Below are 13,797 nucleotides of genomic sequence, written 5' to 3' on the forward strand. Positions count from 1 at the left end.
CCCTTAACACCAACTTCCCAAGGAACCGACCCATGGCAACGCAGCAGGCCACCTTCCCCGGCGCCGGCACCGTCCCCGGCGATGATGAAACCGTCGCCCCGCAGGACCGCGACGAACTGAAGGCCATCTTCAATGTGCCGGTCAATGTGCAGGTCGTGCTGGGCTGCACCACCATGCCTGTCAGCCAGTTGCTGAAACTGGGGCGCGGGGCCGTCGTGGAACTGAACCGCAAGGTCGGTGAGGCGGTGGATGTCTATGTCAATGACCGCCTGATCGCGCGCGGCGAAGTAGTGATTGTCGACAAGGGCAATCTGGGTGTCACCATGACGGAAATCGTCAAGGCCGAGCTGGGATTGATCTGATCTTGGCCCCCGTTCAGAAGGACGGCGCCCCCATGACGCCCCTCTCTCCCCCGCGATGGCAGCTGTTGCTGCTGCTCTGTCTGGTCGTGCTGGGCACGGGTGGTGCGGCCATGGCCCAGTCCATCACCCTGGATGCCGGGGCCGGCGGCGCCTCCTTCTCCGGGCGGCTGGTGCAAGTCATGGCGCTGGTCACCGTGCTGTCGGTGGCACCCGGCCTGCTGGTAATGGTCACCAGCTTCACCCGCATCGTCGTCGTGCTGTCGCTGCTGCGTTCCGCCCTGGGCCTGCAACAGACGCCGCCCAACATGGTGCTGGTGGGGCTGGGCCTGCTGCTGACCGCCTATATCATGGGACCAACCATGGACAAGGCTTGGAGCGAGGGGGTCCAGCCCCTGGTCGATGGCCAGATCACTGAGGAACAGGCCCTGGAACGCACGGTGGAACCGTTCCGCGCCTTCATGCGTGCCCATGTCCGGCCCAAGGATCTTGCGGCGTTCCAGGCACTGGCCGGCATTGCCGGCACCCCGGTGAACCAGACGGCCGCCCCGGCCCCGGTGGTGACCGACGCTGAACCCGGTCTGCGCACCCTGATCGCGGCCTTCGTCATTTCCGAACTGCGCCGCGCCTTCGAAATCGGCTTCATGCTGTTCCTGCCCTTCCTGGTGGTGGACATGATTGTGGCCGCCGTGCTGATGGCCATGGGCATGATGATGCTGCCGCCCGTCGTCATCTCCCTGCCCTTCAAGATCATCTTCTTCGTGCTGGTCGATGGCTGGCTGCTGGTGGCGCAAAGCCTGGTGCGGTCTTATGGGGTGGGCGGATGACGGGACGACCACCCAACCGCCCCGATCCCATGGCCCGCGCCGCCGCGCTGAACTACCAGCGGGGTGATGATCACCTGCCGCGCGTGACGGCCAGCGGCCGGGGTGCCGTGGCGGAACGCATCGTGGCGCTGGCCTTTGCCCACGGCGTGCCGGTGCGGGAGGACAGCGACCTTGCCACCCTGCTGGCGGCGGTGGAACCCGGCACCGAAATCCCGCTGGAAGCCATGATGGCCGTGGCCGAAGTGCTGAGCCATCTCTACCGCCTGAACAGCCAGATCGGCGGCGATGCCGCCCTGTCCCCTTCCCCCCGCTGACCCCGGCCCCTTCACGGAGAGTGTCCGATGCTGAAAGTACGCACCGATCAAAAAAGCCTGAACGGGCTGGAAAAGGCCGCCTGCATCCTGCTGGCGCTAGGGGAGGAGCGCGGATCGCGCCTGATGGAACGGCTGGAGGATGACGAGATCCGGGAGGTCAGCTACGCCATGGCCGGCCTGGGTACCGTGTCCGGCAAGGTGGTGGAACGGCTGATCCGCGATTTCACCGAACGTTTCGCGGGCACGGGCGAACTGGCCGGCACCTTCGATACGACCGAACGCTTCCTGTCCAAATTCATGACCGGCGACCGGGTGCAGGAGATCATGGCGGATATCCGTGGCCCCGCCGGCCGCACCATGTGGGAGAAGATGAGCAATGTGAACGAGCAGGTGCTAGCCACATATCTGCGCAATGAACATCCCCAGACCATCGCCGTCGTCCTGACCAAGATTCGGGCCGACCATGCCGCCCGCGTCCTGGGCTTGCTGCCGCAGAATCTGGTGCAGATGGTGGTGTCGCGCATCATCAAGATGGAAGCCGTGCCCCGCGACGTGCTGGAAGATGTGGAAAAGACCCTGCGCAGTGAATTCATGGCCAATTATGTGCGCACATTGGGCCATGACAGCCACGCCATCATGGCGGAGATCCTGAACCGCACCGACAAGGTGCTGTTCGACGCGATCATGGACCCGCTGGAACGCCGCCTGCCGGAAAGCGCGCAGCGCATCAAGCAGTTGATGTTCACCTTCGAGGATCTGACCCGCCTGGAACCGCAGGCCCTGCAGGTGCTGATCCGCAATTGCGATGCCGATGTGCTGGCGCTGGCCCTGAAGGGGCTGGATCAGCCCATGCAGATGCATTTCCTGGCCAACATGTCTGAACGCGCCGGCAACCTGATCCGCGACGAGATCGAGCTGATGGGCGCCGTCCGCGCGACGGAGGTGGAAGAGGCCCGCCTGACCGTCCTGCGCACGGCCAAGCAATTGGCAGAAGAAGGAGAGATCGTCATCTCCAACCGCAGCGATCCCAATAACGCCCTGGTCTACTGACCCATCAGGCGGGAGGGACCGCGATGAGTGCCGACAGGTTCACCGTCCCGGCCATCACCAATGTGCCGAAGGCCGCAGCGGCGGCCGGCCTTGGTGACGTCGTCGGCCCTGCCACCCCGCTGCGCCCGGCCGGCATGGCAATGCAGGCCAGCATCTTGGCCCGCCCGCCGGACCTGTCCACCACCACCGGGACCCAAGTGACGGGCATTCTGGGTACGGCCACGCCGGATGGCGACCTGCCGCTGGCAACCCCGTCCGGCACCCTGCTGCTACGCCCCGTGCCGGGGGCGTGGCCGGCCGACCTGCCGGCGGGCAGCAGCGTTTCCGTCACCATCGGGCCCGGTGCCCGCGCCGGAAATGTCCAGTCGCTCGCTGTACCGGAGCGCGCGCCCTCCGTCGCGACAGGCGCCCGGCCACCCTCCAGCGGGGCGGAAACGGCCCTGCGCGGCCTGCTGGCGGCGGGGACCGATGGCGGGGTAGCCAGCGCGACCAGTGCCCGGCCCGTCATCGCCACCACCAGCGCCGTTGCCGCCACCACCGTCCCGACCAATGTCCAGCCGCAGGCCGCTGCCGCCCCGGCCGGCAACCCGCAGCTTGTGGCCGCGGCCGGGTCCATGCAGACGCCCCGCACGGGGCCGACCGCTGCCATTGCCCCAGTCCCCCTTGATGACAGGCCTCGCGGCGTGGCCGCAGCCCAGAGCGCGCAAGCCGTGCCGGACATCGCCAAGGGTGCCGCCGCCGGCGCGCAGGACCTGCTGCGCCAGGCGGCCCTGGTCCCCCAGGAGGACGCGCTGGCCAAGGCCCCGCTGACACCATTGCCGTCGGAACAACCCGCAACCGACCCGATCCTGTCCCAGGGGGCGGCTGCAGCGCGGCCCGACCTTGTGCTGGCCCAGGCCCTGGCCCATCCCGGCATGCTGGCCCGCATGGCGGCGTTCCTGCCGCGGGCCGACCGTCTGGGCGGGGCGGCCCTGATGCTGTACCTGTTCGGCGCACGCAATGGCGGGGTGCGGGCCTGGCTGGGCGATGCGCAGATGGGCCACCTGACCCGCGCAGAAGCCAAGGTGCTGGCCGAGATCGAGGAGGCCATGATCCCCACCCCGCGCATGGCGTCCGACGGATCGGTCTGGTCGACCCTGCTGGTCCCCTTCATGGAAGGCGACCGTCCGTCGGTGATGCTGCTGGCCACCATGCCCGGCATCCTGCTTCCGCCCGACCCGGACGAAGCGGGGAATGGGCAACTGAATGGCGATGTCACCGCCACCGCCTTTTCGCTGGGCATGGACCTCAGCGCGCTGGGTCCGGTGCAGTTGCGGGGCCTCAGCCTGCCCGAAAGGGTAATGATGGATCTTTCGGTCACCCTGTTGCCGCCACCGGTCCTGCGCGACGCGTTCCAACGTCTGGTGGAAGATGCCCTGGCGGGCCTGGAAGTCCGGTCTTCCTTGCGTTTGCACTGGGGATGCAGGCCTTTTCTGGCTGATCTGATGCCGGACGGAGCGGCTGTGACATGCAGTGCGGGCGCGTGATTTTTAACGCTGCTTTAATCGCGTCCCATCAAATTTTAGGAAAATCCATACGCCGCTACGTCTTACGGACAATGATCAGCCAAATTGGTGATAACACCAATGGAGGAACCGAATGTTACAGGCGACATCGCTGGAAACTGAATTACACGGGCTGCTGGAAATGGCGGCACAGCTCAGTGATGAAGGGGGGCTGGCCCGCCTGCATCACCTGTTGACCTGCTTGGCCGAAGGCGCGTCGCTGACCAGTTTTCAGGTGGATGTGCCCGACGGGCTGGGCCATGTGCCAGCCTTGCAGCGAACATTGCTGACGCAAAGCCTGTTGACGGTGACCGCCGAGGGACGCTGCTGAGGGCAGAAGCGGTTTCAGACCACCGTATTCCTGACATTCAGGTTCATGACATAGGCGATCAGCTCGGCCACCACGACATAATGTTCGGGCTGGACCTCCTCGCCGATCTCCATGGCGGCGTGCAGCGTGCGCGCCAGAGGCGGGTTTTCGATGATCGGCACCTGGTGGTCGGTCGCCACCTTGCGGATGCGCAGGGCCACCAGATCCCGCCCCTTGGCCACACAGACCGGCGCCGGCGCCTTGGTCAGGTCATAGCGCAGGGCCACCGCGAAATGGGTGGGGTTGGTGATGACCACAGTGGCCGTCGGCAGTTCTGCGAACATGCGGTTGCGGGCGCGGTCCCGCCGCAATTGCTTGATCTTGGCCTTCAGGTGCGGGTCGCCTTCGGCCTGGCGGAATTCCTCCTTCAGTTCCTGAAGGCTCATCCGCTGTTGCCGGTGCCAGGACAGGCGCTGCCACAGCAGATCCAGGACGGCGATGACGATCAACGCCGCCAGCACCGCCAGCAGCAGCCGGGACGTCACGTCGGCCAGCATCAGGGGCAAGGCGCCCGCATCGCTCAGCGCCATGGCCTCTGCCTGATGCACCAGCGGCGTCACGACCAGCAGGAAGGCCACGGTGACGGCAAGGACCTTGCCCAGCCCCTTCAGGAATTCCACCAGATTGCGCAGCGACAGCAGCCGTTTCAGCCCCGCCAGGGGCGACAGGCGGCCCAGGTTCGGCTGGATGCGTTCGGCCGCAATGACGATGCTGCCCTGCCCCATGGCACCCAGCAGCCCGGCCAGGAACAGCAGCCCCGCCGCCGGCAGCAGCACCAGCCCCACACCACCCGCCACCCGTGCGATCAGGTGAAAGGCATCGGCCGGTTCCCGCAGCAACAGATCACCCGGATTTTCCACCAGCGGCAGGAATTCCGCCGCCAGTCCCTCGGCGATGGATGGTCCCATGCCGCCGGCCAAGATCAGGGCCGCCATCACGCCCAGGGCTGCCCCCACCTCGCGGCTGGTCGGCACATCGCCGCGGCGCCGCGCCTCGTCCAGCTTGCGCTGGGTCGGTTCCTCGGTCTTCTGGTTGTCATCTGTTTCCTCGGCCATGGCTACCCGCCGAAACGCAGCAGCCAGCCGCCGAACCCGTCCAGAAACCCGGTCAGGATGGCGCCAATGGTGGCAGTCAGGATGAACAGCCCGCCCAGGATGGAAATGGGCAGGCCGATGAAGAACACCGCGAACTGCGGCATGGCGCGGTTGATCAGGCCCAGCCCGACATTATAGACGAAGCCCAGCACCAGGAAGGGACCGGCGAATTGTGCCGCCATGCGGAAGGACAGCGTCACCGCCTCCGACGTCATCCGCGCCAGCAGGCCCATATCGGGCAGGCGTGCCGCCGGCATCAGGCGATAGCTGTCGACCAGGGCACGGATGACCGCATGGTGCAGGTCGGTGACGAAGATCAGCACCAGCCCCCCCAGCATCAGATAGGAACCGGCCACCGACCCGCCCTCGAACCCCGTGCCGGGCAGGGCGAAGATGTTGGACAGGCCGATGGACTGGGAAATCACCTGCCCCGCCATTTGCAGGCTGGCGAACAGGATGCGGGCGCATACACCCAGGATGCCGCCCGCGATCAGCTCTGCCAGCACATGGCGCAGCAGGTCGGAAACGGCCGTGGGTGCCGCCGCCGGCAGGCCGGGCACCAGGGCTGCCAGCGCCAGCGACAGGGCCAGGGCCGCCGCCAGCCGCGTCTGCATGGGCACCGCCATCTCCCCGAAGCCGGGCAGCATGGACAAGGCCGCCCCCACCCGGACCAGCACCAGCAGCAGGCCGTAAAGCTCCGCACTCAGCAATTGGGCCAGCGGCAGGGTCATATCTGGTCAATCGTGGTGACGGGGGCCTTGCGGTGCAGCTCGGTGTGGCAGATCACGGGCGTGGACGGGCTGACCCGTTCCAGCAGCGAGCGCACGAAGGGCCGTGCAGCCGGTGTCACCAGCACGGCCGGCCAGTAATCCGATGTCGCGTGCGCCTGGATGCGGGTGCGCGCCGCCATCAGGAAATCCTGCACGGTGGATGGCGGCATGACAAACTGCCGGTCCTCCCCCTGCTCCACGATATTGTCCAGGAAGCGCTGTTCCCATTCCGGGCTGACCACGATGACGGGGATGGACCCGTCCGGCGTGGTCAGTGCCTGACAGATCTGCAGCGACAGGCGCGTGCGCACATGTTCGGTCATCAGCGTGACATTGCGTGTCCAGACCGCCGCCTCCGATATGCCTTCCAGGATCAGGGGCAGATTGCGGATGGACACACGCTCGGCCAGCAGCGCCTGCAGCACGCGCTGCACCACCGACAGGCTGACTTGGGCCGGGATCAGATCGGTAACCAGCTTCTGATGCTCCCGGTCCAGCTCGTCCAGCAGGCGCTTGGTGGCGGCATAGCCCAGCAGGGTGGGCATATGCTCCTTGATGATTTCGGCCAGATGCGTGGTGATGACGCTGTCGGGATCGACCACGGTAAAGCCCTTCAACTCCGCCTCCTCCGCCTGCACCGGGTCGATCCAGCGGGCCGGCAGGCCGAAGGTGGGCTCGCGCGTGTCGGTGCCGGGGATGTCGATGCCCTGGTGGCGCGGGTCGATGGCCAGCATCTTGCGCACCTGCACCTCCCCCTTGGCGATCATCACGCCCTGGATGGAAATCTCGTAGGCGTTGGTGGACACCGACGCACTGTCGCGCAGCCGCACCGACGGCAGCAGGAAGCCGAACTCCGTGGCAAAGCGCTTGCGCAGCCGCCGCACCTTGGCCGACAGGCCCGTGGCCGGGTCCAGGATCAGCGGGACCAGACCGCTGCCCAGTTCCACCCTGATGTCATCCACGCGCAGCATGTCGGCCACCGGCTCTTCCGCTGTCGGCGCCTTGGCTGCCAGCAATTCGTCATGGCGCTTTTGTTCGGCCAGCCGCGCGGCATTGCGCGGCAGATGCCACGCCAGCCCGCCCGCCCCCGAAGCCAGGATGAAAAACGGCAGGAAGGGCAGACCCGGCGTCAGGCCCAGCAGCAGCAAAAGCCCGCCCGCCACGCCCAGCGCCTTGGGATATCCGCCAAGCTGGTTCAGCAATGCCTGATCGATGGAACCCTGATTGCCGCCCTTGGAGACCAGCAGGCCGGCGGCCAGCGACACGATCAAGGCCGGGATCTGCGTCACCAGCCCATCGCCGATGGTCAGCACCGTGTAATTATGCGCCGCCTCCCCAAAAGCCAGATCATGCTGGGCCACCCCGATGATCAGGCCGCCCATGACATTGATGGCCGTGATGACCAGCCCGGCGATGGCATCACCGCGCACGAATTTCGACGCACCATCCATGGCGCCGAAGAACTGGCTTTCCTGTTCCAGTTCCGACCGCCGCCGCCGCGCCTCCCCCTCGTCGATCAGGCCCGACGACATGTCGGCGTCGATGGCCATCTGTTTGCCCGGCATGGCGTCCAGGGCGAAGCGGGCGCCCACTTCCGCGATGCGGCTGGCGCCCTTGGTGATGACGATGAAATTCACCAGCATCAGAATGCAGAAGACGATCAGTCCGATGACGAAATTGCCGCCCATGACGAAATCGGCAAAACCCATGATGACATGGCCGGCCGCATCGGTGCCCGTATGCCCGTTCGACAGGATCAGACGGGTCGAGGCCAGGTTCAGCGCCAGCCGCAGCATGGTGGCGACCAGCAGCACTGTGGGAAAGCTGGAAAAATCCAGCGGCCGATTGATCCACAGCGCCACCATCAGGATCAGCACGCTGATCGCCATCGACATGGCTAACCCCATGTCCAGCATCCAGGTCGGGACCGGCAGGATCAGCACGCTCAGGATGAAAACCAGACCCAGCGCGAAGAACACATCGCGGTGGCGCAGGCCGTCGGACAGGGTGGTGGCGGCAGACATGGGCGAGGGATCTCCGGGATATGTACGGCAAATCTAGGCGAGCGCGGTAAAACTGGGGTTCAAGGCCGTCGAAGCATATTTCCGGTGAATGGCCTCAAACGCCGACGCCGCAATCAGGATTTGTGTCACAAATGCTCTTTCCGGCAACGCATATGGCGGGCAACACCGTCGTCACGCACAACCAATGTTAAGTCATTAATACAGAAAAATTTTTCATAAATTGCGCATAATATTACGCACCAAACCCTACAACCTCAACATTAATGCATTCATCATTGACTGGATCACGAGACATATTAGTAATATGACCACCTATTGATTTTTTATGGATACATTGGCAAATGCCCCCTTCCAATCATCCGCGCCGTTTCCATGGCGCCCTGCTCGGGTTACTCTTGTCCGTCGGCTCCCTCGTCACCGCCGCACCTTCCGCGCAGGCGTCGTCATACACCATCGTGGAAATTGTGCTGAGCAATGAGGATGCGTACCCGCTGACGATCAAACAGCCGACGCATGTCGACGATGGCGATTATGCGTTCGCCCCGATCATCGGGACCAGCGCCGGTCGTGCCGAAGGCGATCTGGTCATTCCGGGCGGCGGCATTGCCGTCGTGTCCGCCGGAATCCGAAAACCGATTGTTGATCCGTTCGGCTGGTTCTCCAACGACTGGGGTTTCAATCTGATCGTCTGTCAGGAAGATGCCGGCTGCGACGAAGCCCGGATCGGTGGCCACACCTCCCCCGATGGGGTGACCACGGATTGGCGGATGATAAGCAGCAACTATTTCACGTCCAAGATTCAGTCCTTCGATGACGATGGCTGGGCCAAATACCGGGACACCGCCGCCAACCTCAATGACATCCTGAAACTTGTCTCCAAGATCGCCAAGATCCCGATGCTGGACAAGCTGATGGGCCTGCCGAACGAGCAGGGCTACAAGGTCACCTTGAAGCAGAAATGTCCTGCCCGCTTCGAAATGGGGCTGGATCTGGCACAACCGGTAGGAAAGCCGCCGCAGGTGCTGATGAATATCCACCGTTTCCTGCCGACCGGCGCCACGAACTTCGATAAATTCATCATCGACGATGACAAGATTTTCACAGGTCCGTACAAGCTGGTCGACAATCAGTGCCGGGTGGGAAACACCAGCCAGTGCCAGATCACCCTGTCCAGCACCGATGGCCAGTTGAGCTATGCCGGCGCTGTTGGCGTCACCAACCGCGGGCGCTGCTCTCTGTCGGAAGCCATCGGCTATTCCCCCGGCACCTTCCGCATCCGCAATGGCAGCGGCGCGCCGCTGCGATATACCGCCTTTGTCAATAACCGCATGGTCGCCAATGACGAAGCGATGCCGGGCCAGGATGTGAACCTGCGCGATACCATCGTTCAGGTCATGCAGACGGTGGGTGACCAGGAATGCCCGCAGGTGCAGGACCCGTTCATGCCGGGCCGGCGCATGGGGGCCTGCCCCTTCCGGCTGTCCTTCCAGGGCGACGGCGCCAGCGGCACGCTGAATTGCGTTCTGTCGGCCCGCCAGGGCACGGTCCAGACGCCGGGCGAGGATAAGCTGAACCTCTACCTGCTCCGCTCCTGCCAGCCGCAATTGCCCACATCGGTGAGTGACCGTACGCAGCTTCGCCTGGATCAGTTCGTCCTGATGTCAGGCATGTACAAGATGGTGTCGGTGACCTTCGCGCCCTTGCAGAAGGATTGACCCCCCGCCGGCGTGGTTTGCGATCAGCCGCAGACCACGCCTATCCCATGCGGGGCGGCAGGGCCCAGGGATCGGCCGGCGGCGCGGGCCTTTGCGGTCGCGGCAGCACATCGGCCAGATCATGGCGGCGCAGTTGCACCAGCCGCAGATTGGCCGCCACCCGCTTGAAATAGATATCGGCCTTGTCGGGCGTGCTGGAATGATACTGCTTGATCGACCGCGTCCAGTTGCGCAGATCGCCATGGAATTCCTTCAGCAGGCGGGCGGCATAGGCAACGTTGGCGGCGGGGTCAAGGGCAGTCTCCACATCCTTGAAGGCCGTGGGGTGCCATTGCAGATTGATCTGCATGCAGCCCACATCGATGGAGCGCACGCCGCGCTTTTTCAGGGCCCGCACATGCGCAACGGCCGACGTCTTGTCCGGGAAATAGCGTCCTTCCCCCTCGGCATTGACGGTCCAGGGCCAGACGGTCAGCCTTTCATCAACCTCACGCCCGGATTCGGTGACCCCGATGGCCATCAGCAGGCGGGTGGGGATGCGCATCTTGCGTTCTGCCGCCCGGATGGCCGACAGGCAGGCCGTGGCATCGGCCGCTTCGGCGGGCATGGCCCCACCCAGCAGCGCCATGGCCAGAAGGGCGATCGTCATCCTCATGGTGGGGCGCCGCCGATGCGGGTGACGATCTCCGTCCAGTAGCCGGCCAGCACATGGAACATGAAGGGCAGCGCCAGCACCACCGTGATCATGATGGTCACGATCTTGGGCACGAAGGACAAGGTCGCTTCCTGCACCTGTGTCAGCGCCTGCAACAGCGAGATGCCAAACCCCACGATCAGGGCCACGGCCAGGGGTGGCGTGGCCGCCCAGATCACGGCCCAGATGCCGCTGCGCAACAGATCAAGGACATCGGCCTGGGTCATGTCTACGTATTCCCTCGGTCGCCCGCCTTCACGGGTGTCAAATCGGCATGCGCATGATGTCGAGATAGGCGTTCACCAGCTTGTCGCGCACGGCCGTGACCGCCTGCACCGTCAGTTCGGCCGACATGGTGGCCTGCACCACCTCCTGCGCCGTGGCCTTGCCCTGAAGGCCGGAAGCGGCCACCTGCTCCCCGTTGCGCATGGTGGCGATGGCGTCCTTGACCGCCTTGCCCACAATCTCCGGGAAGGAACCGCGCACGGGTGTGGCGGCATCGGTGGCCGGACCGGCAATGCCGGGCAGCTTGCCGGCGGCATAGGCATCGGCGACGCCGGAGACGGGAATGACATGCATGATCGGAACTCCTGTCGCAGGGCGGCGTATCAGCCGCGCAGCATGTCGATGGTACGGCCCAGCATGCTGCGGGCCTGCTGCATGACATTCAGGTTGGCGTCATAGGATCGGCCGGCCTCCCGCATGTCCATGGCTTCCACCAGGCTGTTGACATTGGGCAGCTTCACATAGCCATCGGCGTCGGCGGCGGGGTGGCTGGGGTCATATTCCAGGCGGAAATCGCCCATGTCCCGACCCACGCGCTTCACCTCCACCGTGTCGGCCTTCAGGGCGCGGTCCAGCACGCTGGAAAACACCACCGTCTTGCGGCGATAGGGGGCGCCGCCGGCAATTTCGGCGGTGGAATTAGCATTGGCCATGTTCTCCGCCACCACACGCAGGCGCGTCGTCTGCGCCTTCATGCCCGATGCGGCGATCCCGAAGGAGGCGGCCAGATTATCGATGCTCATGCTGCCCTCCCCCCTCAGCGGCCGATGAAGGCATAGCGCAGCATGCCGACATTCTTCTGGAACAGGTTGGCGGCCAGATCATATTGCTGACGCACTTCCGCGGTCTTCATCATCTGTTCCTCCAGCACCACGCCATTGCCGTCGGGTGCCGTTTCATAGACGCTGGCGCCGCGATCCTCCCGGAACGCTGCTGCCTGATGCAGCGGTTCCAGGTGTGCTGCGTTAGTGCGGACCTGCTGCACGCCGGCCCCTTTCAGCGCTTCGGCAAAGCTGAACGGCTTCAGATCGCGGGCGCGCACGCCGGGCGTGTCGGCATTGGCGATATTCTCCGCCAGCACCTTATGCCGGGCGGACAGATAGTCCATGCGGCGGCTGGCCAGGTTGAACAGGCCGATGGCGGAAATATCCATGTCAGCATCACTCCCATTGGGGCCGGATACGGGGGCGATGGTTCCATGCGGACTTTAAAGCGGCGTTTAAGCGCCCTGACAGCACGGGCATCGTTTAACCGGCTTTAACCGCCGCCGCCAAGGATGGGCCGTCACCCAAGCCCAGCATCGGGAACCCCATCATGACCATCCTGGCCGGCCTTCTGGCCGATATCCAGCAACTGCCCGGCCCCCGCTTCCATGGCCAGGTCGTCACCTGTTCCGGTCTGGCGATGGAGGTGGAGGGGGTGGAACGCCGCCTGTCCGTGGGCGATGGCTGCAAGGCGCTGACCCGCGACGGCCGCGCCATCCCGTGCGAAGTGGTGGGCTTCCGCCAGGGCCGCGCCGTGCTGCTGCCCTTCGCGTCCATGGAAGGCATCGGCCTGGGATCGCGGGTGGAAGCGGGGGCGGCAACCGGGCTGGTCCGGCCCCGTGAAGCCTGGCTGGGCCGGGTCATCGACGCCTTTGGCCGGCCCATCGACGGCAAGGGACATCTGGGCCTGGGCGATGCCAACCGGTCCTTGCGCGCCCAGCCCCCGCCCGCCTTCGAACGGCGACGCATCGGGGCCCGGCTGGAAGCCGGCATCCGCGTCATCGACGTGTTCACACCGCTCTGCCGAGGACAGCGCCTGGGCATCTTCGCCGGGTCGGGCGTCGGCAAATCCACGCTGCTGGCCATGCTGGCCCGGTCCAGTGCGGCGGATGTGAATGTCATCGGCCTGATCGGTGAGCGCGGGCGCGAGGTGCAGGAATTCATCCAGGATGATCTGGGCCCGGAAGGGCTGGCGCGCAGCGTCGTGATCGTCGCCACGGGGGATGAACCGGCCCTGGCGCGGCGGCAGGCGGCCTATATGACCATGGCCGTGGCGGAATATTTCCGCGACGCCGGGCGCGATGTGCTGTGCCTGATGGACAGCGTCACCCGCTTCGCCATGGCCCAGCGGGAAATCGGCCTGTCGGCCGGCGAGCCGCCGACCACCAAGGGCTACCCGCCCAGCACCTTTGCGGAGTTGCCGCGTCTTCTGGAACGCGCCGGCCCCGGCGTGGATGGCACGGGCGACATCACGGGCGTGTTCACGGTGCTGGTGGATGGCGGCGACCATGACGAGCCGGTGGCCGACGCCGTGCGCGGCATCCTGGACGGCCATATCGTCATGGACCGCAAGATCGCGGAACGCGGCCGCTATCCCGCCATCGACGTGCTGAAAAGCGTGTCGCGCGCCCTGCCGGGCTGCCACAGTCCGGCGGAGAACGAAACCATGGCTGGCGCCCGCGCCCTGCTGTCCCGCTATGACGCGATGGAGGAGATGATCCGCCTGGGCGCCTATCGTGCCGGCAGCGACCCGGAGGTCGACCGCGCCATCAAGGCCAATCCGGCCCTGCAGGAATTCCTGCGCCAGGGCAAGGGAGAGGTGACGGCCACGGCCCAGGGCTTTGCCGTGCTGGACGCCATCCAGGCCGAACTTGCGGCCCCTTCCCCGCCCCCACCGCCGCCTGAACCCGCGAAGAAACCAGCCGTGGTGGCCAAGCGGCGGGGGTAGAAACAGAACGGCCCCGCACGCTGGCGGGGCCGCCTTCCA

At 65.5% G+C, this 13,797-nt stretch carries 16 protein-coding genes; 8 read left to right on the forward strand and 8 right to left on the reverse strand.

What is annotated here, in order from left to right; genetic code table 11:
• Positions 1-32: 32 nt before the first annotated feature.
• The 6 genes from fliN (at position 33) to ACODTW_RS02640 (ending at position 4,425) form a co-directional block, all read left to right on the forward strand.
• A complete protein-coding gene (fliN, locus tag ACODTW_RS02615; RefSeq protein WP_488944320.1) occupies positions 33-362 on the forward strand; it encodes a flagellar motor switch protein FliN in 330 nt (109 codons plus the stop codon).
• Positions 363-394: 32 nt separating this feature from the next.
• On the forward strand, positions 395-1,186 hold the full coding sequence (gene fliP / locus ACODTW_RS02620) for a flagellar type III secretion system pore protein FliP (protein ID WP_488944321.1): 792 nt from the start codon (positions 395-397) through the stop codon (positions 1,184-1,186).
• On the forward strand, positions 1,183-1,500 hold the full coding sequence (locus ACODTW_RS02625; RefSeq protein WP_488944322.1) for an EscU/YscU/HrcU family type III secretion system export apparatus switch protein: 318 nt from the start codon (positions 1,183-1,185) through the stop codon (positions 1,498-1,500). Before fliP ends, ACODTW_RS02625 begins: the two co-directional genes overlap by 4 nt.
• A 27-nt stretch (positions 1,501-1,527) precedes the next feature.
• Complete coding sequence (locus ACODTW_RS02630; RefSeq protein ID WP_488944323.1) at positions 1,528-2,550, forward strand: flagellar motor switch protein FliG; 1,023 nt, start codon at positions 1,528-1,530, stop codon at positions 2,548-2,550.
• A gap of 23 nt (positions 2,551-2,573) precedes the next feature.
• Positions 2,574-4,076: a hypothetical protein gene (locus ACODTW_RS02635; protein ID WP_488944324.1), complete on the forward strand. Its 1,503-nt coding sequence runs from the start codon at positions 2,574-2,576 to the stop codon at positions 4,074-4,076.
• A gap of 112 nt (positions 4,077-4,188) precedes the next feature.
• Entirely contained in the window at positions 4,189-4,425 is a 237-nt protein-coding gene (locus ACODTW_RS02640) for a hypothetical protein (protein WP_488944325.1), read from the forward strand.
• A gap of 14 nt (positions 4,426-4,439) precedes the next feature.
• On the opposite strand, the gene ACODTW_RS02645 is transcribed toward ACODTW_RS02640, so the two are convergent.
• The 3 genes from ACODTW_RS02645 to flhA are packed head-to-tail and all read right to left on the reverse strand — an operon-like array spanning position 4,440 to position 8,352.
• Positions 4,440-5,519 (reverse strand): EscU/YscU/HrcU family type III secretion system export apparatus switch protein, encoded by a 1,080-nt coding sequence (locus tag ACODTW_RS02645; RefSeq protein WP_488944326.1) that lies wholly within the window; start codon positions 5,517-5,519, stop codon positions 4,440-4,442.
• A gap of 2 nt (positions 5,520-5,521) precedes the next feature.
• Entirely contained in the window at positions 5,522-6,289 is a 768-nt protein-coding gene (locus ACODTW_RS02650) for a flagellar biosynthetic protein FliR (protein ID WP_488944327.1), read from the reverse strand.
• On the reverse strand, positions 6,286-8,352 hold the full coding sequence (gene flhA / locus ACODTW_RS02655) for a flagellar biosynthesis protein FlhA (RefSeq protein WP_488944328.1): 2,067 nt from the start codon (positions 8,350-8,352) through the stop codon (positions 6,286-6,288). The genes ACODTW_RS02650 and flhA overlap by 4 nt, the downstream gene beginning before the upstream one ends.
• Positions 8,353-8,693: 341 nt before the next feature.
• Between flhA and ACODTW_RS02660 the strand changes: the two genes are divergently transcribed.
• Complete coding sequence (locus ACODTW_RS02660; RefSeq protein ID WP_488944329.1) at positions 8,694-10,067, forward strand: hypothetical protein; 1,374 nt, start codon at positions 8,694-8,696, stop codon at positions 10,065-10,067.
• A gap of 40 nt (positions 10,068-10,107) precedes the next feature.
• Here the strand turns inward: ACODTW_RS02660 and ACODTW_RS02665 are convergent, their stop codons facing one another.
• From ACODTW_RS02665 to ACODTW_RS02685, 5 genes are read right to left on the reverse strand one after another with little or no spacing between them, the layout of a single operon-like run.
• A complete protein-coding gene (locus ACODTW_RS02665) occupies positions 10,108-10,722 on the reverse strand; it encodes a lytic transglycosylase domain-containing protein (RefSeq protein WP_488944330.1) in 615 nt (204 codons plus the stop codon).
• Positions 10,719-10,988, reverse strand: a complete 270-nt coding sequence (gene fliQ / locus ACODTW_RS02670) for a flagellar biosynthesis protein FliQ (RefSeq protein WP_488944331.1) — start codon at positions 10,986-10,988, stop codon at positions 10,719-10,721. The genes ACODTW_RS02665 and fliQ overlap by 4 nt, the downstream gene beginning before the upstream one ends.
• Positions 10,989-11,025: 37 nt before the next feature.
• Positions 11,026-11,340, reverse strand: coding sequence for a flagellar hook-basal body complex protein FliE (gene fliE, locus ACODTW_RS02675; protein ID WP_488944332.1), 315 nt, complete (start codon positions 11,338-11,340; stop codon positions 11,026-11,028).
• 29 nt (positions 11,341-11,369) lie between these two features.
• Positions 11,370-11,789: a flagellar basal body rod protein FlgC gene (flgC, locus tag ACODTW_RS02680; protein ID WP_488944333.1), complete on the reverse strand. Its 420-nt coding sequence runs from the start codon at positions 11,787-11,789 to the stop codon at positions 11,370-11,372.
• Between the two features lie 14 nt (positions 11,790-11,803).
• Positions 11,804-12,199 (reverse strand): flagellar basal body protein, encoded by a 396-nt coding sequence (locus ACODTW_RS02685; RefSeq protein ID WP_488944334.1) that lies wholly within the window; start codon positions 12,197-12,199, stop codon positions 11,804-11,806.
• Positions 12,200-12,360: 161 nt separating this feature from the next.
• On the opposite strand from ACODTW_RS02685, the gene fliI reads away from it, so the two are divergent.
• Positions 12,361-13,758: a flagellar protein export ATPase FliI gene (fliI, locus tag ACODTW_RS02690; RefSeq protein ID WP_488944335.1), complete on the forward strand. Its 1,398-nt coding sequence runs from the start codon at positions 12,361-12,363 to the stop codon at positions 13,756-13,758.
• Positions 13,759-13,797 lie beyond the last annotated feature (39 nt).

This window comes from Niveispirillum sp. FG148, assembly GCF_057809655.1.